At 51.4% G+C, this 19,734-nt stretch carries 16 protein-coding genes, 1 pseudogene and 1 riboswitch; of the genes and pseudogenes, 10 read left to right on the forward strand and 7 right to left on the reverse strand.

The window, feature by feature from the left end:
- Positions 1-75: 75 nt before the first annotated feature.
- A pseudogene (locus tag OQV04_RS18455) lies at positions 76-768 on the reverse strand (zeta toxin family protein); the annotation flags it as partial.
- A gap of 144 nt (positions 769-912) precedes the next feature.
- Entirely contained in the window at positions 913-2,262 is a 1,350-nt protein-coding gene (gene lysC / locus OQV04_RS18460; RefSeq protein WP_001290309.1) for a lysine-sensitive aspartokinase 3, read from the reverse strand.
- Between the two features lie 91 nt (positions 2,263-2,353).
- Positions 2,354-2,550: riboswitch (Lysine riboswitch) on the reverse strand.
- A 236-nt stretch (positions 2,551-2,786) separates the two neighbouring features.
- Between lysC and pgi the strand changes: the two genes are divergently transcribed.
- The 5 genes from pgi to OQV04_RS18485 all read left to right on the forward strand — a co-directional run bounded on the left by pgi (position 2,787) and on the right by OQV04_RS18485 (position 8,773).
- On the forward strand, positions 2,787-4,436 hold the full coding sequence (gene pgi, locus OQV04_RS18465) for a glucose-6-phosphate isomerase (RefSeq protein WP_000789986.1): 1,650 nt from the start codon (positions 2,787-2,789) through the stop codon (positions 4,434-4,436).
- 512 nt (positions 4,437-4,948) lie between these two features.
- The gene (yjbE, locus tag OQV04_RS18470) at positions 4,949-5,191 is read left to right on the forward strand and encodes an exopolysaccharide production protein YjbE (protein WP_000757333.1); all 243 of its coding nucleotides are present in this window, start codon (positions 4,949-4,951) and stop codon (positions 5,189-5,191) included.
- 113 nt (positions 5,192-5,304) lie between these two features.
- Positions 5,305-5,943, forward strand: coding sequence for a YjbF family lipoprotein (locus OQV04_RS18475; protein WP_032281982.1), 639 nt, complete (start codon positions 5,305-5,307; stop codon positions 5,941-5,943).
- Positions 5,940-6,677, forward strand: a complete 738-nt coding sequence (locus OQV04_RS18480) for a capsule biosynthesis GfcC family protein (RefSeq protein WP_032288376.1) — start codon at positions 5,940-5,942, stop codon at positions 6,675-6,677. Before OQV04_RS18475 ends, OQV04_RS18480 begins: the two co-directional genes overlap by 4 nt.
- The gene (locus tag OQV04_RS18485; RefSeq protein ID WP_000745779.1) at positions 6,677-8,773 is read left to right on the forward strand and encodes a YjbH domain-containing protein; all 2,097 of its coding nucleotides are present in this window, start codon (positions 6,677-6,679) and stop codon (positions 8,771-8,773) included. The genes OQV04_RS18480 and OQV04_RS18485 overlap by 1 nt, the downstream gene beginning before the upstream one ends.
- A 46-nt stretch (positions 8,774-8,819) precedes the next feature.
- Here the strand turns inward: OQV04_RS18485 and OQV04_RS18490 are convergent, their stop codons facing one another.
- Positions 8,820-9,098, reverse strand: coding sequence for a hypothetical protein (locus OQV04_RS18490; protein WP_023637013.1), 279 nt, complete (start codon positions 9,096-9,098; stop codon positions 8,820-8,822).
- On the opposite strand from OQV04_RS18490, the gene OQV04_RS18495 reads away from it, so the two are divergent.
- Positions 9,099-9,242 (forward strand): hypothetical protein, encoded by a 144-nt coding sequence (locus tag OQV04_RS18495; protein ID WP_000487766.1) that lies wholly within the window; start codon positions 9,099-9,101, stop codon positions 9,240-9,242.
- A gap of 125 nt (positions 9,243-9,367) precedes the next feature.
- Positions 9,368-9,778 carry a phosphate-starvation-inducible protein PsiE gene (gene psiE / locus OQV04_RS18500; RefSeq protein WP_000202902.1) on the forward strand — a complete coding sequence of 137 codons (411 nt, stop codon included), beginning with the start codon at positions 9,368-9,370 and terminating at the stop codon, positions 9,776-9,778.
- A gap of 43 nt (positions 9,779-9,821) precedes the next feature.
- Here psiE and xylE read toward each other — a convergent pair whose 3' ends face one another.
- The 4 genes from xylE to malE form a co-directional block, all read right to left on the reverse strand.
- A complete protein-coding gene (gene xylE, locus OQV04_RS18505; protein WP_001097274.1) occupies positions 9,822-11,297 on the reverse strand; it encodes a D-xylose transporter XylE in 1,476 nt (491 codons plus the stop codon).
- A 371-nt stretch (positions 11,298-11,668) separates the two neighbouring features.
- Complete coding sequence (malG, locus tag OQV04_RS18510; protein WP_001252058.1) at positions 11,669-12,559, reverse strand: maltose ABC transporter permease MalG; 891 nt, start codon at positions 12,557-12,559, stop codon at positions 11,669-11,671.
- Between the two features lie 14 nt (positions 12,560-12,573).
- Positions 12,574-14,118, reverse strand: a complete 1,545-nt coding sequence (malF, locus tag OQV04_RS18515) for a maltose ABC transporter permease MalF (RefSeq protein ID WP_032281984.1) — start codon at positions 14,116-14,118, stop codon at positions 12,574-12,576.
- Between the two features lie 153 nt (positions 14,119-14,271).
- Positions 14,272-15,462, reverse strand: a complete 1,191-nt coding sequence (malE, locus tag OQV04_RS18520; RefSeq protein ID WP_000695387.1) for a maltose/maltodextrin ABC transporter substrate-binding protein MalE — start codon at positions 15,460-15,462, stop codon at positions 14,272-14,274.
- A 364-nt stretch (positions 15,463-15,826) separates the two neighbouring features.
- Between malE and malK the strand changes: the two genes are divergently transcribed.
- The 3 genes from malK to malM all read left to right on the forward strand — a co-directional run bounded on the left by malK (position 15,827) and on the right by malM (position 19,425).
- A complete protein-coding gene (gene malK, locus OQV04_RS18525) occupies positions 15,827-16,942 on the forward strand; it encodes a maltose/maltodextrin ABC transporter ATP-binding protein MalK (RefSeq protein ID WP_000179165.1) in 1,116 nt (371 codons plus the stop codon).
- Between the two features lie 71 nt (positions 16,943-17,013).
- Positions 17,014-18,354 carry a maltoporin LamB gene (lamB, locus tag OQV04_RS18530; RefSeq protein WP_021578201.1) on the forward strand — a complete coding sequence of 447 codons (1,341 nt, stop codon included), beginning with the start codon at positions 17,014-17,016 and terminating at the stop codon, positions 18,352-18,354.
- Between the two features lie 150 nt (positions 18,355-18,504).
- On the forward strand, positions 18,505-19,425 hold the full coding sequence (gene malM, locus OQV04_RS18535) for a maltose operon protein MalM (RefSeq protein WP_001362083.1): 921 nt from the start codon (positions 18,505-18,507) through the stop codon (positions 19,423-19,425).
- The last annotated feature ends 309 nt before the right edge of the window (positions 19,426-19,734 follow it).

The raw sequence follows: 19,734 nt of genomic DNA on the forward strand, positions 1-19,734 counted from the left end.
TGATAGAAACAGAAGCCACTGGAGCACCTCAAAAACACCATCATACACTAAATCAGTAAGTTGGCAGCATCACCCGTTGGTGCTTTCCCAGCTTAATGCCGCTGAGGTGGTTTTTATCATGACTTCTGTTCGGTAGCCTGCATCTTTGAGTTTTTTTAATGTTTGTAGCGGCGTAGCGGCATTACGAAATGTTCCTTCGACAACAATATTGAGTTTATTGGCTATGGCCCTCTCTATTGCACGTTCGACCGTTTCGCCGGAAAATTTTGCCGTATGGGTAACAAAATCGTCGCCATAAGTTTGATATATATAATTAAAATCAGGGTGTAGAAATCTGAAATCATCACCATTAATAATCATTATATTATTCTTTGTTTCCCTTTTTGCTAATTCGATTAGGGCGGATTTTCCGGCTCCTGGTTGTCCACCTAAAACAAAACCAATGGGACTCTGCTGGGATGTGACGTCATGGTTTGTCAGACGCTGCCAAATAGAATCAAAAGACGCTTTATTTTCTGAATGCGCAGTATTATTAAATTCACGCTGATACTTTTTTCTGACCTGCTGGAGGCGTAACTTTTCCTGTGTAAAATCAACAAGTTCTGCTTGAGTGGAATAAAGATTGTCGCGATAGCTGACTAATTGTGATAGCTCATCGTCTGAGTCCTGAACTTGTGAGGAAAAACAACTGTCGACGATATTTGATAAAAACGCGATGCACTGACTGGCGCCGTTTAAAAGTGCATCCTTTTCCATTAAAGTAGCCATTAACACTCCTGTTAAATGATATTTTTCGGTGATTGTAATACTGTTCTACAGGAGTGATTTTGCTTTTCAGATATTATTTAATCTATGTTTTCAGTGAGGATGGCGTATAACAATTGGTGAGCGTTATACGCCAGTAGGGAAATATTACTCAAACAAATTAAAATGCAGCTTCTGCACCACCTGCTCGGCATCTTCGCCGGGTACCAGGAAGCACAGGTTATGGCTGGATGCGCCGTAACAAATCATGCGAATGTTGAACGGTTCCAGTACGCCGAATACCTCTTTGCCAACGCCGCAGGCTTTTGACAGGTCATTGCCAATCAACGCGACCAGCGCCAGACCTTCTTCCACCTCCACCCGGCACAGTGCGGAAAGCTCCATCAGCAGAGATTGCGTCAGCAACGTATCGCCAGTGGAGGTTGAACCGGTGGTATCAAGGGTTAATGCCACGCTCACTTCTGACGTGGTGATTAAGTCTACCGAAATATTATGCCGCGCGAGGATGCCGAAAACTTCCGCGAGGAAACCGCGAGAATGCAGCATATTCAGGCTGTGCAAAGTGAGCAGAGTCTGATTGCGACGAAGCGCCAGCGCGCGGAACAGCGGCGGATTTTCAGTTTTATTGCACACCAGCGTACCACCTGCGCGTGGGTCTTTGCTGGAGCCGACAAAGACCGGGATATCGCTGCGTACTGCGGGTAGCAACGTTGCCGGATGCAGTACTTTTGCACCAAAAGTTGCCATCTCTGCCGCTTCGGCAAACGCGATTTCATCAATGCGTTTTGCTGCGGAAACTACGCGTGGATCGGTGGTGTAGATGCCCGGGACGTCGGTCCAGATATCAACACGAGATGCGTGTAAAGCCTCCGCCAGCAAGGCTGCCGTATAATCGCTGCCTCCACGGCCAAGCGTCGTTGTACGACCTTTATTTTCGCTACCGATAAATCCCTGGGTGATCACTAAGCCTTCATTGAGACGTGGGAGCAGCTGCAGCGCGGCCAGTTCCGCCAGCGCGGCTATATCTGGCTCTGCACGACCAAATCGGTCGTTGGTACGCATCACTTTACGTACATCAAACCACTGTGCCTGAACATCGCGTTCGCGCAGGATCTCAACAAACAGCAGGGTCGACATCAGCTCGCCGTGGCTGACCAGCTCATCTGTCAGCGCCGGAGACGTTGCCAGCGCCGCCGCTTCTGCCAGAACAGTAATGTTCTCCAGCAGACGTTCAATCTCTTCACGGATAACGTTCGGGTAACGCAGACGTTCCAGAATGGCAAACTGGATGTTGCGAATAGCGTCGAGTTTTTCGAATCGCTCGCCAGGTTCCAGTCCTTCAGCTAAAGCGACCAGCAGATTAGTGATACCAGCAGAAGCCGAGAGGACAACTAAACGCACGTTGGCATCAGAAAGCACAATATCAGCGCTGCGGTTCATGGCGTCAAAATCAGCTACGCTGGTACCGCCAAATTTGGAGACAACAATTTCAGACATAACTACCTCGTGTCAGGGGATCCATTTTCAGCCTTGGCACAAGGGAAGAGCGGAAGACGGGTGGGCGCAGAGCGATACTTCGCTACTATTTTCACCCAGAAGTGCTCCACCACTTGCGAAACGCCCGACTGCGAACGCTTCTGGTGACAACCCAGGGGATTCAGCCCCTGTAGCCGATGATGAACGTGGCCAGCCGTTCAATCACCTCGGCGATGCACCCCCTCAGGTGTTATCACAGGACTGGCTCCTCCAACACCGTTACTTGGGCAACGCGCCTCTTCTGGCCTGCGCTAGCGCAGGTAGTACATTTATAAATAAAGGGTGAGCGGGGCGGTTGTCAACGACGGGGTCATGCGGATTTTTCATCCACTCCTGGCGGTCAGTAGTTCAGCTAATAAATGCTTCACTGCGCTAAGGGTTTACACTCAACATTACGCTAACGGCACTAAAACCATCACATTTTTCTGTGACTGGCGCTACAATCTTCCAAAGTCACAATTCTCAAAATCAGAAGAGTATTGCTAATGAAAAACATCAATCCAACGCAGACCGCTGCCTGGCAGGCACTACAGAAACACTTCGATGAAATGAAAGACGTTACGATCGCCGATCTTTTTGCTAAAGATGGCGATCGTTTTTCTAAGTTCTCCGCAACCTTCGACGATCAGATGCTGGTGGATTACTCCAAAAACCGCATCACTGAAGAGACGCTGGCGAAATTACAAGATCTGGCGAAAGAGTGCGATCTGGCGGGCGCGATTAAGTCGATGTTCTCTGGCGAGAAGATCAACCGCACTGAAAACCGCGCCGTGCTGCACGTAGCGCTGCGTAATCGTAGCAATACCCCGATTCTGGTTGATGGCAAAGATGTTATGCCAGAAGTCAACGCGGTGCTGGAGAAGATGAAAACCTTCTCGGAAGCGATTATCTCCGGTGAGTGGAAGGGTTATACCGGCAAAGCAATCACCGACGTGGTGAACATCGGGATCGGCGGTTCTGACCTCGGCCCATACATGGTGACCGAAGCACTGCGTCCGTACAAAAATCACCTGAACATGCACTTTGTTTCTAACGTCGATGGGACTCACATCGCTGAAGTGCTGAAAAAAGTAAACCCGGAAACCACGCTGTTCCTGGTAGCATCTAAAACCTTCACCACTCAGGAAACCATGACCAACGCCCATAGCGCGCGTGACTGGTTCCTGAAAGCGGCAGGTGATGAAAAACACGTTGCGAAACACTTTGCGGCGCTCTCCACCAATGCCAAAGCCGTTGGCGAGTTTGGTATTGATACTGCCAACATGTTCGAGTTCTGGGACTGGGTCGGCGGTCGTTACTCTTTGTGGTCAGCGATTGGCCTGTCGATTGTTCTCTCCATCGGCTTTGATAACTTCGTTGAACTGCTTTCTGGCGCACACGCGATGGACAAGCATTTCTCCACCACGCCTGCCGAGAAAAACCTGCCTGTACTGCTGGCGCTGATTGGCATCTGGTACAACAATTTCTTTGGTGCGGAAACTGAAGCGATTCTGCCGTATGACCAGTATATGCACCGTTTCGCGGCGTACTTCCAGCAGGGCAATATGGAGTCCAACGGTAAGTATGTTGACCGTAACGGTAACGTTGTGGATTACCAGACTGGCCCGATTATCTGGGGTGAACCAGGCACTAACGGTCAGCACGCGTTCTACCAGCTGATCCACCAGGGAACCAAAATGGTACCGTGCGATTTCATCGCCCCAGCTATCACCCATAACCCGCTCTCTGATCACCACCAGAAACTGCTGTCTAACTTCTTCGCCCAGACCGAAGCGCTGGCGTTTGGTAAATCCCGCGAAGTGGTTGAGCAGGAATATCGCGATCAGGGTAAAGATCCGGCAACGCTTGACTACGTGGTGCCGTTCAAAGTGTTCGAAGGTAACCGCCCGACCAACTCCATCCTGCTGCGTGAAATCACTCCGTTCAGCCTGGGTGCGTTGATTGCGCTGTATGAGCACAAAATCTTTACTCAGGGCGTGATCCTGAACATCTTCACCTTCGACCAGTGGGGCGTGGAACTGGGTAAACAGCTGGCGAACCGTATTCTGCCAGAGCTGAAAGATGATAAAGAAATCAGCAGCCACGATAGCTCGACCAATGGTCTGATTAACCGCTATAAAGCGTGGCGCGGTTAATCATCGTTCATGCCTGATGCCGCTATGTAGGCCGGATAAGGCGTTTACGCCGCATCCGGCAACTGGTGCCTGATGCGACGCTTTACGCGTCTTATCAGGCCTACAGGTCGATGCCGATATGTACATCGTATTCGGCAATTAATGCATAGCACGATTAATTAAATAACCTTAAAAACAATGCCGACTATAAGTCGGCATTGTTTTATCAGATAAATCCCCTTGTCTGTGATTTAACGGAAATCATACCGTGAGGTTAATCCTAAAATAGATTTTTAATCGTGATTGATTTCGGAAAATACTCAGATTAATTACTTTTACTTTTATTTTAACACTATGATTTTTAATGTTATTTATATATAAGTTGTAGCTTATATTTGATATTCATTCCAATTATCCTAAAACCCCATCTCTAATTCCCCGCGCCGTAATTCGCATGCTTTAGTTGTGTATACTCGATCCCGCCCGAAATGTTTTTGGGTAAATCTCCATTCATTCAATGAAGGGAAATTGTTATGAAAAAAGTTCTGTATGGCATTTTTGCCATATCTGCGCTTGCGGCGACTTCTGCGTGGGCTGCACCTGTACAGGTGGGCGAAGCGGCAGGGTCGGCAGCAACGTCGGTTTCGGCGGGTAGTTCCTCCGCGACCAGCGTCAGCACCGTAAGCTCGGCGGTGGGTGTCGCGCTCGCGGCAACCGGTGGCGGTGATGGTTCTAATACCGGGACCACAACAACCACGACCACCAGTACCCAGTAATAAAGTATGTATCCCCAAAATAATTCGAGTCATCGCATCTGTGGCTTGAAGTATGAAGGGATTTACCATAACCACACTCCGGTGTGGTTATTCTGCCCCTCTGGAGAAGAGTCGTGAAGCGACCTGCACTCATTCTTATCTGCCTGCTATTACAGGCCTGTTCAGCCACGACTAAAGAGCTGGGCAATTCACTGTGGGACAGTCTGTTCGGTACGCCAGGTGTACAGCTGACGGACGATGATATTCAAAATATGCCCTACGCCAGCCAGTACATGCAGCTTAATGGCGGGCCGCAGTTGTTTGTGGTGCTGGCCTTCGCTGAAGACGGACAACAAAAATGGGTCACTCAGGATCAGGCCACTCTCGTCACACAACATGGTCGTCTGGTGAAGACTCTGCTTGGCGGCGACAACCTGATTGAAGTGAATAACCTTGCCGCCGACCCGCTGATTAAACCCGCACAAATTGTTGATGGTGCAACATGGACGCGCACGATGGGCTGGACCGAGTACCAGCAGGTACGCTACGCCACCGCACGCTCAGTCTTCAAATGGGATAGCACCGGTACCGTTAAGGTCGGCAGCGATGAAACCGCGGTTCGCGTGCTGGACGAAGAAGTCTCCACCGACCAGGCGCGCTGGCATAACCGCTATTGGATCGACAGCGAAGGGCAAATTCGCCAGTCGGAACAGTATCTCGGCGCGGATTATTTCCCGGTGAAAACCACCCTCATCAAGGCGGCAAAACAATGATCAAACAAACTTTTGTCGCGTTGCTTTTGAGTGTGGGAGCGTCATCGGTCTTCGCGGCAGGAACCGTCAAGGTGTTCAGCAATGGCAGCAGTGAGGCCAAAACACTAACAGGCGCAGAGCATTTAATCGATCTGGTAGGCCAACCGCGGCTGGCAAACAGCTGGTGGCCCGGTGCGGTGATCAGCGAAGAGCTGGCAACGGCGGCAGCATTGCGTCAGCAGCAGGCGTTGCTGACACGGCTGGCAGAACTGGCCGCAGACTCCAGCGCTGACGATGCCGCTGCGATTAACGCCTTACGCCAGCAAATTCAGGCGTTGAAAGTGACGGGCAGGCAAAAAATCAATCTTGATCCCGATATCGTCCGCGTTGCTGAACGCGCTAACCCGCCGTTGCAGGGCAACTACACGCTGTGGGTCGGACCACCACCGTCCACGGTCACGTTGTTCGGGCTTATCAGCCGTCCTGGCTATCAGCCATTCACTCCCGGTCGCGACGTGGCGAGCTATCTCTCCGGGCAAAGTCTGCTTAGCGGTGCGGATCGTAGCTACGCGTGGGTGGTTTACCCGGACGGACGCACACAAAAAGCGCCGGTGGCTTACTGGAACAAGCGTCACGTAGAGCCGATGCCCGGCAGCATTATTTATGTTGGCCTCGCGGACTCCATCTGGAGTGAGATGCCTGATGCCCTTAACGCCGACATTCTTCAGACTCTGACGCAGCGGATACCTCAATAATGAAAAAAAGACATCTGCTTAGCTTACTGGCGCTGGGCATTAGCACAGCTTGCTACGGCGAAACATATCCTGCGCCCATTGGTCCGTCGCAGTCGGATTTCGGTGGCGTAGGATTATTACAAACGCCCACCGCGCGTATGGCACGGGAAGGGGAGTTGAGTCTGAACTATCGCGATAACGATCAGTACCGTTATTACTCAGCTTCAGTGCAACTCTTCCCGTGGCTGGAAACAACGCTGCGCTACACCGACGTGCGCACCCGGCAGTACAGCAGCGTCGAAGCGTTCTCTGGCGATCAAACGTATAAAGATAAAGCCTTCGATCTCAAACTGCGTTTGTGGGAAGAGAGTTATTGGCTGCCGCAAGTGGCGGTTGGTGCGCGGGATATCGGCGGTACGGGGCTGTTTGATGCGGAATATCTTGTTGCCAGCAAAGCCTGGGGACCGTTCGATTTTACGCTCGGCCTGGGCTGGGGATATCTGGGCACCAGCGGTAATGTGAAAAATCCGCTCTGTTCAGCCAGTGATAAATATTGCTATCGCGATAACAGCTACAAACAGGCGGGATCTATCGACGGTAGCCAGATGTTCCACGGTCCTGCCTCACTGTTTGGCGGCGTGGAATACCAGACGCCCTGGCAACCGCTGCGCCTGAAACTGGAGTATGAAGGCAATAATTATCAGCAGGATTTTGCCGGTAAGCTGGAGCAAAAAAGTAAGTTTAACGTCGGGGCGATTTATCGCGTTACCGATTGGGCCGACGTTAACCTTAGCTATGAACGTGGCAACACCTTTATGTTTGGCGTCACGCTGCGCACCAACTTTAACGATCTGCGCCCGTCTTACAACGATAACGCCCGCCCGCAATATCAACCGCAGCCGCAGGATGCCATTTTGCAGCATTCGGTGGTGGCGAATCAGTTAACGCTGTTGAAATACAATGCCGGACTTGCCGATCCGCAGATCCAGGCGAAAGGCGATACGCTGTATGTTACCGGCGAGCAGGTGAAATATCGTGATTCGCGCGAAGGGATCATCCGTGCTAATCGGATCGTGATGAACGATCTGCCGGATGGGATCAAGACGATCCGCGTTACGGAAAATCGCCTTAACATGCCACAGGTGACGACGGAAACGGATGTCGCCAGCCTGAAGAATCATCTCGCCGGAGAGCCGTTGGGCCACGAAACGACGCTGGCGCAAAAACGCGTCGAGCCAGTGGTTCCGCAGTCCACCGAGCAGGGCTGGTATATCGACAAATCGCGCTTTGATTTCCATATCGATCCGGTGCTGAACCAGTCGGTCGGTGGCCCGGAAAACTTTTACATGTATCAGCTGGGCGTGATGGGAACGGCAGATTTGTGGCTGACGGACCATCTGCTCACCACCGGCAGCCTGTTTGCAAATCTTGCCAACAACTACGACAAGTTTAACTACACCAATCCGCCGCAGGACTCGCACTTACCGCGCGTTCGTACCCATGTGCGCGAGTATGTGCAGAACGATGTCTATGTGAATAACCTGCAAGCCAACTACTTCCAGCATCTGGGCAACGGCTTCTACGGTCAGGTCTACGGAGGTTATCTCGAAACCATGTTTGGCGGTGCGGGGGCAGAAGTGTTGTATCGCCCGCTGGACAGCAACTGGGCGTTTGGTCTGGATGCCAACTACGTTAAACAGCGCGACTGGCGTAGTGCAAAGGATATGATGAAATTCACCGACTACAGCGTGAAAACCGGACATCTGACCGCCTACTGGACGCCATCTTTCGCTCAGGATGTGTTAGTTAAAGCCAGCGTCGGGCAGTATCTGGCAGGGGATAAAGGCGGCACGCTGGAGATCGCTAAACGCTTTGACAGCGGCGTGGTGGTGGGCGGCTATGCCACGATCACCAACGTTTCGAAAGAGGAGTACGGCGAAGGGGACTTCACCAAGGGCGTGTATGTCTCGGTACCGTTGGATCTCTTCTCGTCTGGCCCGACACGCAGCCGTGCGGCGATTGGCTGGACGCCGCTGACGCGTGACGGTGGTCAGCAACTTGGGCGTAAGTTCCAGTTGTATGACATGACCAGCGACCGTAGCGTCAATTTCCGCTAAGTCATGGGAAAGGTGCCAGTTTTCGCAATCACTGGCACCCTCATTCTTAATGGCCTGTTGAGCCATCAGGAACGCAGTTCACCCCCGGTTTGCGATCTGGTGTGTAAAGGCGAAAACATTCTGTCTTCCTGTCCGTCGATATCGGTTGCAGGTCTGGTTGCCTGAGCGACTGGGCCATCATTGGGCTGGAGACATTGCTTTGCGGTAGGTCGGCTTTATCAGCAGTACCGAGCGGACCAGCATAAGCAGGAAGAACAGAGACTGATAACATCAAAGCAGCAAAATAAGGCTTCATTTTTACCACCTTTATCAGGTTATGTTTCATTTGTTCCAGAGGAACATTGTCGATTTTTCGCGCATTGCTGGTGGCTGGGAATCACCTGAATGGGTGATTTTTGAATTACCGGCTTTGGTGCGGTTTGTCTTGCCGGATGCGCCGCCAGGCGCGGCTTATCCGGCCTACGGGTAGGTATATCCGGCTTTGGTGGAGGCGCGCTCCAAATCCAGGTTGAACAAAAAATACACAAAAAATATAGATCTCCGTCACATTTTTGCGTTATACAGGAAGCTCGCCACTGTGAAGGAGGTACTGCTATGACGTCACTCTCTCGTCCGCGCGTGGAGTTTATCTCCACCATTTTGCAGACCGTACTCAATCTTGGCCTGCTGTGCCTCGGCCTGATTTTGGTTGTCTTCCTCGGCAAAGAAACGGTGCATCTGGCTGATGTGCTGTTCGCGCCAGAACAAACCAGCAAATATGAGCTGGTAGAAGGACTGGTGGTTTACTTTCTCTATTTCGAATTTATCGCGCTGATTGTGAAGTACTTTCAGTCCGGTTTTCACTTCCCGCTACGTTACTTTGTCTATATTGGGATCACCGCCATTGTGCGCTTGATCATCGTCGATCATAAATCGCCACTGGATGTGTTGATCTACTCGGCTGCGATCCTGTTACTGGTGATCACCCTGTGGCTGTGTAATTCGAAACGGCTGAAGCGGGAGTAAAAAGACAGCACGCCGAACTGGCGCGGCGTGCTGGACAGGAAGATTACAGCGTAGCAGTTTGTTGTGTTTTCTTCGTTTCCGGTTCCCAGAGGGCTTCCAGCTCCTCAAGGGTTTTACCTTTGGTTTCCGGGACAAATTTCCACATAAATAGTGCTGCCAGAACGCCCATACACCCGTAAATCCAGTAGGAGAAACCGTTGTGGAAATGGGCCACCAGCCAGGAGTTTTTGTCCATCATCGGGAAGGTCCAGGAGACGAAGTAGTTCGCCAGCCACTGGGCCGCCACCGCGATTGCCAGCGCTTTACCACGAATGGCATTCGGGAAGATTTCCGACAGCAGAACCCAGCATACCGGACCCCAGGACATGGCAAAGGCGGCAACATAGAACAGCATCGACAGTAGCGCCACAATACCCGGTGCCTGAGTGTAAAACGCGGTACCGAGGCTAAACATACCGATTGCCATTCCGAGCGCGCCGATAATTTGCAGTGGCTTACGACCAAATTTATCCACCGTCATAATTGCCAGAACGGTGAAGGTGAGGTTGATAACTCCGACAATAATGGTCTGCAAAAGCGCGATATCCGTGCTGGCCCCCAGCGTTTTGAACACTTCCGGCGCGTAGTACAGCACCACATTGATGCCGACAAATTGCTGGAAGATGGAGAGCATAACGCCGATGACAATCACGCCCACGCCAAACATCAGCAGACGACCACCGGTTTTGCGGCCATGATCCAGAGAGTGTTTAATTTCCTGTACTGCCTGAGTTGCAAGCGTGTTGCCCATAATTTTGCGCAGGATACCTTCCGCCTGTTCTTGCTTGCCGCGTGACATCAGCCAGCGAGGACTTTCTGGCACGGTATACAGCAGCATTAAGAACAGCAGTGCAGGGATACATTCCGAGGCAAACATATAACGCCAGCCGTCAGTATTCAGCCAGCTGGCATCACCGGAACGGGCAATAAAATAGTTTACGCAGTAAACTAAAAGTTGCCCGAAAATAATCGCAAACTGGTTAAAAGAGACCAGTTTCCCGCGAATATGAGCTGGAGCCAGTTCCGCAATATACATTGGCGAGAGCATTGAGGCTAAACCAACGCCAATACCGCCAATAATGCGATAAATAACAAATTCCGGGACATAACCTGCCAGATAAACAGGCACTGTGTTGTCCGGGTTTATAGAGGTAAAACCAAGTTCTGGCCAGGCAGAACCTACACCAGAAATAAAAAACAGGACAGCAGCAATCTTAAGTGAATCACGACGACCGAAGCGGTTACTGCAATAACCACCGAGGGCACCGCCGATGATGCAACCAATCAGAGCGCTGGCCACGCAAAACCCTAACAGGGAGTTGGCAGCGGATTCACTTAAGTTTTGTGGAGCAACAAAGACGGTATTGAGTGACTCAACAGTACCGGAAATAACGGCGGTGTCGTAGCCAAATAATAAACCACCTAATGTAGCGACTAAGGTAATCGAAAATATATAACTGGAATTATACTGGGTATTCATTCAGACCTGCCTTAGACCATTCTGATCTTTTATCAGTGCATTGATGTTGGAATTGTCAGGCAGTTAAGGCAATTATCATTTTTTACAATGCGTTTACGTAATGTCTTTTCTGTGATCTTAATTGTGATAATTATCCAAAATTGATAAAAACAATACTATTGCCGTGACTCAGAGCACGAAAGAGAATTATCGTAAGTGGGAAAACAAATAACGTAAAAATAATAAGCTCTATGATGGAAATATTAACCGGCGAACGATTCAGATTGCAGACGAAAGAAAAAAAGGCGCTCCGTGGAGCGCCGAATAACAGTCACAAGTTGGGATAACGTAAGTTGAGGGTGCAGCGGCATAACATTGGCAGAACAACATCTTTAACCTTTCACACCACCTGCCGTCAGGCCGTTGACCAGCCAGCGTTGAGCCAGCAAGAAGACGATGGTGATCGGTAATGCAGACATCACGGCAGCGGCGGCAAAGTCACCCCACAGGTAGTTTTGCGGGTTGAGGTATTGCTGCATCCCCACGGCCAGGGTGTAGCTGTTTACGTCACGCAGTAACAGCGATGCGACCGGAACTTCAGTAATGGCAGCGATAAACGACAGGATGAACACCACCGCCAGAATCGGTACTGACAGCGGCAACAGGACAAGGCGGAAGGCCTGCCACGGTGTCGCACCATCCAGCGCCGCCGCTTCTTCCAGCGAACTGTCGATGGTTTCGAAATAGCCTTTGATGGTCCAGACATGCAGCGCAATCCCACCCAGATACGCGAAAATTACGCCGCCGTGAGTATTCAGGCCAATGAATGGAATGTACTCACCCAGACGATCAAACAACGCATACAACGCGACCAGTGAAAGTACTGCCGGGAACATCTGGAAAATCAGCATTCCTTTCAGCAGCGTCGCTTTGCCTGGAAAGCGCATACGGGCGAAAGCGTAGGCGCAGGTGGTAGAGAGCGCCACAATGCCAATCGCGGAAATCCCGGCGACCTTTACCGAGTTCCACAGCCACAGCAGTACCGGGAATGGCGGTGGCGTAATGCGACCATCAGCCTGTTCAACGCTAAAACCTAACGCCAGTTTCCAGTGATCCCAGGAGATTTGCTCCGGGATCAGGCTACCGGTCGCGAAGTTTCCCTGACGCAGCGAGATAGCGACGACCATCAGCAGCGGGAACATAATCGCCGCGATAAAAAGTAGCAGTAGCAGGTGAGTAATAAACAAACGTGCTTTTTGCGATTTCGGTTGGACCATTGCCATTTTTGTTATCTCCCTTAATCAAACTTCATTCGCGTGGCTTTCAGGTTCACTATCGCCAGCGCACCCACCAGCAGGAAGATCAGCGTGGCAATTGCTGCTGCCAGACCGAAGTCCTGACCCCCGCCGCCTTCAAAAGCGATGCGGTAGGTGTAGTTAACAAGCAGGTCGGTATAACCGGCTGGCGTGGTCGTGCCAAGACGATCCGGGCCGCCGTTGGTTAACAGTTGAATCAGCACGAAGTTGTTAAAGTTAAAGGCGAAGCTGGCGATCATCAGCGGCGTCAGCGGTTTAATCAGCAGCGGCAGCGTAATCTTAAAGAAGTTCTGGAACGGACCTGCACCATCCATTGCTGAGGCTTCATACAAATCGTCCGGAATCGCTTTCAGCAAGCCCATGCAGAGGATCATCATGTACGGATAGCCCAGCCAGGTATTGACGATAATCAACATCGTTCGGGCGGTGGTCGGATCGCTGAACCAGGCGGGCTTCACGCCAAACAGCGCGCTCAACATCATGTTGATCTCACCGAAGCTCTGGTTAAACAACCCTTTGAAAATCAAGATTGAAATGAACGATGGCACCGCGTAGGGCAGAATCAGCAGGACGCGATAGACCGCTTTGCCGCGCAACGCTTCCCACTGCACCAGACACGCCAGAACCATGCCGACTGCCACCGTTAAAAAGACAGTGATCAGCGAGAACACCACGGTCCAGACGAAAATGGCGAGGAACGGTTTCTGAATGCCTTCGTCGGTGAAGACGCGAGTAAAGTTTTTCCAGCCGGTGGTCACGGTGTAACCGGGGCTTAGCTTTTCATCACCCCAGTTGCCGTCGGCGGTAATGGACTGGTAAAAGCCAATTTGGTTATTCGGACGATATTTCACGCCGCTCTGATTATTCGTCAACGTGCCGTCACCGTCGAGTGTGTAGAGCGGCTGCGTGCCAGAAAACTGGCGCAGGGAGCTCATCATCACTTTGTTGCCATCCGGCAGAATGGCGGTAATGTCACTCAGCGCCTGACGATTCTGGGTAATCACGCGTAGATTTACGCGTTCGCCTTCGGGCTGGGCGGTCGTTTCTTTCAGTTGCAGTTTTTGCTCTCCGCCAAATTTAAAAGCGTCGGAGAGGTAATTTTTGCCGGTTTCGCCGTCGCTGAGCGCCAGTTGCCACTCATCGCCCGCCGGGTAAAGACCAAAGTTATAGGTTTTGCCTGCTTGCCAGGAGCGATCTAACAACACTTCCTGTGCACGTTCAAAAGTCAGCTGGTTAGTGCTGCTGTAGTTGGTGAAGGCAATGGCGATGGTGCAGACCAGAGGGAAGAGGACGAATAATCCCATTCCAGCCATTCCCGGGTAAACATAGCGCCAGGCGTAGGCTTTACGATTGGCGAAAATATACAGCCCCGCTGAACTCAATATCAGCGTGGTAATGGCGAACAGGTATTCCCCTTGTGCGTACATTAAAACAACAAGGTAACCCACCAGCAGGCCGAGCAGACCTAACACTGACCATTTCAGCGCGTCGCTTTGCCACCAATGTTTCTTTTTAATGACATCCATGGGGTTCTTCCTCATTCCAGGACGGATAAGGCTTTCACGCCTTATCCGACAACAACTGCCTGATGCGACGCTGACGCGTCTTATCAGGCCTACATACGTTTCGGTTTTGTAGGCCGGACAAGGCGTTCACGCCGCATCCGGCATTTCACAGCATTACTTGGTGATACGAGTCTGCGCGTCTTTCAGGGCTTCATCGACAGTCTGACGACCGCTGGCGGCGTTGATCACCGCAGTACGCACGGCATACCAGAAAGCGGACATCTGCGGGATGTTCGGCATGATTTCACCTTTCTGGGCGTTTTCCATGGTGGCTGCAATACGTGGATCTTTCGCCAACTCTTCCTCGTAAGACTTCAGCGCTACGGCACCCAGCGGTTTGTCTTTATTAACCGCTTCCAGACCTTCGTCAGTCAGCAGATAGTTTTCGAGGAACTCTTTCGCCAGCTCTTTGTTCGGACTGGCGGCGTTAATACCGGCGCTCAGCACGCCAACGAACGGTTTAGATGGTTGACCCTTGAAGGTCGGCAGTACCGTTACACCATAATTCACTTTGCTGGTGTCGATGTTGGACCATGCCCACGGGCCGTTGATGGTCATCGCTGTTTCGCCTTTATTAAAGGCAGCTTCTGCGATGGAGTAATCGGTGTCTGCATTCATGTGTTTGTTTTTAATCAGGTCAACCAGGAAGGTCAGACCCGCTTTCGCGCCAGCGTTATCCACGCCCACGTCTTTAATGTCGTACTTGCCGTTTTCATACTTGAACGCATAACCCCCGTCAGCAGCAATCAGCGGCCAGGTGAAGTACGGTTCTTGCAGGTTGAACATCAGCGCGCTCTTACCTTTCGCTTTCAGTTCTTTATCCAGCGCCGGGATCTCTTCCCAGGTTTTTGGCGGGTTCGGCAGCAGATCTTTGTTATAAATCAGCGATAACGCTTCAACAGCGATCGGGTAAGCAATCAGCTTGCCGTTGTAACGTACTGCATCCCAGGTAAACGGATACAGCTTGTCCTGGAACGCTTTGTCCGGGGTGATTTCAGCCAACAGGCCAGATTGAGCGTAGCCACCAAAGCGGTCGTGCGCCCAGAAGATAATGTCAGGGCCATCGCCAGTTGCCGCAACCTGAGGGAATTTCTCTTCCAGTTTATCCGGATGCTCGACGGTGACTTTAATTCCGGTATCTTTCTCGAATTTCTTACCGACTTCAGCGAGACCGTTATAGCCTTTATCGCCGTTAATCCAGATTACCAGTTTACCTTCTTCGATTTTGGCGAGAGCCGAGGCGGAAAACATCATCGTCGTTAATGCGGATAATGCGAGGATGCGTGCACCTGTTTTTATTTTCATAATCTATGGTCCTTGTTGGTGAAGTGCTCGTGAAAACACCTAAACGGACTCTAGTTTCTTTATACGGCAACCTCTTTCCATCCTCCTTGCCCCTACGCCCCACCGTTGCTTTGTGTGATCTCTGTTACAGAATTGGCAGTAATGTGGAGATGCGCACATAAAATCGCCACGATTTTTGCAAGCAACATCACGAAATTCCTTACATGACCTCGGTTTAGTTCACAGAAGCCGCGTTCTCATCCTCCCGCCTCCTCCCCCATAAAAAAGCCAGGGGGTGGAGGATTTAAGCCATCTCCTGATGACGCATAGTCAGCCCATCATGAATGTTGCTGTCGATGACAGGTTGTTACAAAGGGAGAAGGGCATGGCGAGCGTACAGCTGCAAAATGTAACGAAAGCCTGGGGCGAGGTCGTGGTATCGAAAGATATCAATCTCGATATCCATGAAGGTGAATTCGTGGTGTTTGTCGGACCGTCTGGCTGCGGTAAATCGACTTTACTGCGCATGATTGCCGGGCTTGAGACGATCACCAGCGGCGACTTGTTCATCGGTGAGAAACGGATGAATGACACTCCGCCAGCAGAACGCGGCGTTGGTATGGTGTTTCAGTCTTACGCGCTCTATCCCCACCTGTCAGTAGCAGAAAACATGTCATTTGGCCTGAAACTGGCTGGCGCAAAAAAAGAGGTGATTAACCAACGCGTCAACCAGGTGGCGGAAGTGCTGCAACTGGCGCATTTGCTGGATCGCAAACCGAAAGCGCTCTCCGGTGGTCAGCGTCAGCGCGTGGCGATTGGCCGTACGCTGGTGGCCGAGCCAAGCGTATTTTTGCTCGATGAACCGCTCTCCAACCTCGATGCTGCACTGCGTGTGCAAATGCGTATCGAAATCTCCCGTCTGCATAAACGCCTGGGCCGCACAATGATTTACGTCACCCACGATCAGGTCGAAGCGATGACGCTGGCCGACAAAATCGTGGTACTGGACGCCGGTCGCGTGGCGCAGGTTGGGAAACCGCTTGAGCTGTACCACTATCCGGCAGACCGTTTTGTCGCCGGATTTATCGGTTCGCCAAAGATGAACTTCCTGCCGGTAAAAGTGACCGCTACCGCAATCGATCAAGTGCAGGTGGAGCTGCCGATGCCAAATCGTCAGCAAGTCTGGCTGCCAGTTGAAAGCCGTGATGTCCAGGTTGGAGCCAATATGTCGCTGGGTATTCGCCCGGAACATCTACTGCCGAGTGATATCGCTGACGTCATCCTTGAGGGTGAAGTTCAGGTCGTCGAGCAACTCGGCAACGAAACCCAAATCCATATCCAGATCCCTTCCATTCGTCAAAACCTGGTGTACCGCCAGAACGACGTGGTGTTGGTAGAAGAAGGTGCCACATTCGCTATCGGCCTGCCGCCAGAGCGTTGCCATCTGTTCCGTGAGGATGGCACTGCATGTCGTCGACTGCATAAGGAGCCGGGCGTTTAAGCACCCCACAAAACACACAAAGCCTGTCACAGGTGATGTGAAAAAAGAAAAGCAATGACTCAGGAGATAGAATGATGATTACTCTGCGCAAACTTCCTCTGGCGGTTGCCGTCGCAGCGGGCGTAATGTCTGCTCAGGCAATGGCTGTTGATTTCCACGGCTATGCACGTTCCGGTATTGGCTGGACAGGTAGCGGCGGTGAACAACAGTGTTTCCAGACTACCGGTGCTCAAAGTAAATACCGTCTTGGCAACGAATGTGAAACTTATGCTGAATTAAAATTGGGTCAGGAAGTGTGGAAAGAGGGCGATAAGAGCTTCTATTTCGACACTAACGTGGCCTATTCCGTCGCGCAACAGAATGACTGGGAAGCTACCGACCCGGCCTTCCGTGAAGCAAACGTGCAGGGTAAAAACCTGATCGAATGGCTGCCAGGCTCCACCATCTGGGCAGGTAAGCGCTTCTACCAACGTCATGACGTTCATATGATCGACTTCTACTACTGGGATATTTCTGGTCCTGGTGCCGGTCTGGAAAACATCGATGTTGGCTTCGGTAAACTCTCTCTGGCAGCAACCCGCTCCTCTGAAGCAGGTGGTTCTTCCTCTTTCGCCAGCAACGATATTTATGACTATACCAACGAAACCGCGAACGACGTTTTCGATGTGCGTTTAGCGCAGATGGAAATCAACCCGGGCGGCACATTAGAACTGGGTGTCGACTACGGTCGTGCCAACCTGCGTGATAACTATCGTCTGGTTGATGGCGCATCGAAAGACGGCTGGTTATTCACTGCTGAACATACTCAGAGTGTCCTGAAGGGCTTTAACAAGTTTGTTGTTCAGTACGCTACTGACTCGATGACCTCGCAGGGTAAAGGTCTGTCGCAGGGTTCTGGCGTCGCGTTTGATAACGAAAAATTTGCCTACAATATCAACAATAACGGTCACATGCTGCGTATCCTCGACCACGGTGCGATCTCCATGGGCGACAACTGGGACATGATGTACGTGGGTATGTACCAGGATATCAACTGGGATAACGACAACGGCACCAAGTGGTGGACCGTCGGTATTCGCCCGATGTACAAGTGGACGCCAATCATGAGCACCGTGATGGAAATCGGCTACGACAACGTCGAATCCCAGCGCACCGGCGACAAGAACAATCAGTACAAAATTACCCTCGCACAACAATGGCAGGCTGGCGACAGCATCTGGTCACGCCCGGCTATTCGTGTCTTCGCAACCTACGCCAAGTGGGATGAGAAATGGGGTTACGACTACACCGGTAACGCCAATACCAACACTAACTTCGGCAAAGCCGTTCCTGCTGATTTCAACGGCGGCAGCTTCGGTCGTGGCGACAGCGACGAGTGGACCTTCGGTGCCCAGATGGAAATCTGGTGGTAATAGCAAAACCTGGGCCGGATAAGGTGCTTGCGCCGCATCCGGCATAAAACAGGTTGTCATTATCTGAAAGGGGCGAAAGCCCCTCTGATTATCGGGTTTAGCGCGCTATTGCCTGGCTACCGCTGAGCTCCAGATTTTGAGGTGAAAACAATGAAAATGAATAAAAGTCTCATCGCCCTCTGTTTATCAGCAGGGTTACTGGCAAGCGCGCCTGGAATCAGCCTTGCCGATGTTAACTACGTACCGCAAAACACCAGCGACGCGCCAGCCATTCCATCTGCCGCGCTGCAACAACTCACCTGGACACCGGTCGATCAATCTAAAACCCAGACCACCCAACTGGCGACCGGCGGCCAACAACTGAACGTTGCTGGCATCAGTGGTCCGGTTGCTGCGTACAGCGTCCCGGCAAACATTGGCGAACTGACCCTGACGCTGACCAGCGAAGTGAACAAACAAACCAGCGTATTTGCGCCGAACGTGCTGATTCTTGATCAGAATATGACCCCATCAGCCTTCTTCCCCAGCAGTTATTTCACCTACCAGGAACCAGGCGTGATGAGTGCAGATCGTCTGGAAGGCGTTATGCGCCTGACACCGGCGTTGGGGCAGCAAAAACTTTATGTTCTGGTCTTTACCACGGAAAAAGATCTCCAGCAGACGACCCAACTGCTCGACCCGGCTAAAGCCTATGCCAAAGGCGTCGGTAACTCGATCCCGGATATTCCCGATCCGGTTGCTCGTCATACCAGCGATGGCTTACTGAAACTGAAAGTGAAAACGAACTCCAGCTCCAGCGTGTTGGTCGGGCCTTTATTTGGTTCTTCCGCTCCAGCTCCGGTTACGGTAGGCAACACTGCGGCACCAGCTGTGGCTGCACCCGCTCCGGCACCGGTGAAGAAAAGCGAGCCGATGCTCAACGACACGGAAAGTTATTTTAATACCGCGATCAAAAACGCTGTCGCGAAAGGTGATGTTGATAAGGCGTTAAAACTGCTTGATGAAGCTGAACGCCTGGGATCGACATCTGCCCGTTCCACCTTTATCAGCAGTGTAAAAGGCAAGGGGTAATTACGCCCCACAGTGCTGATTTTGCAACAACTGGTGCGTCTCCTGGCGCACCTTTTTTTTATGCTTCATTCCTGGGATATGAGCGATTTTTTATAGTACTTCATTTCTTCTTCACTAAGAATGTGCATTATCTCAATGCCTTATCAGAGATTCTTTTCCTTTCGCCGGTAGTGTCTGGACGCTCAGGCTACTTTTTCCAGTTATTTCATTTCTGTAATGCAGAGGTTTTATGTTAGGGAAGGTGCGAACAAGTTCCTGATATGAGATCATCATATTCATCCGGAGCGCATCCCAGAGGGACATCATGAG

Source organism: Escherichia sp. Lx600-2 (assembly GCF_036662595.1).
Lineage (GTDB): Bacteria > Pseudomonadota > Gammaproteobacteria > Enterobacterales > Enterobacteriaceae > Escherichia > Escherichia coli.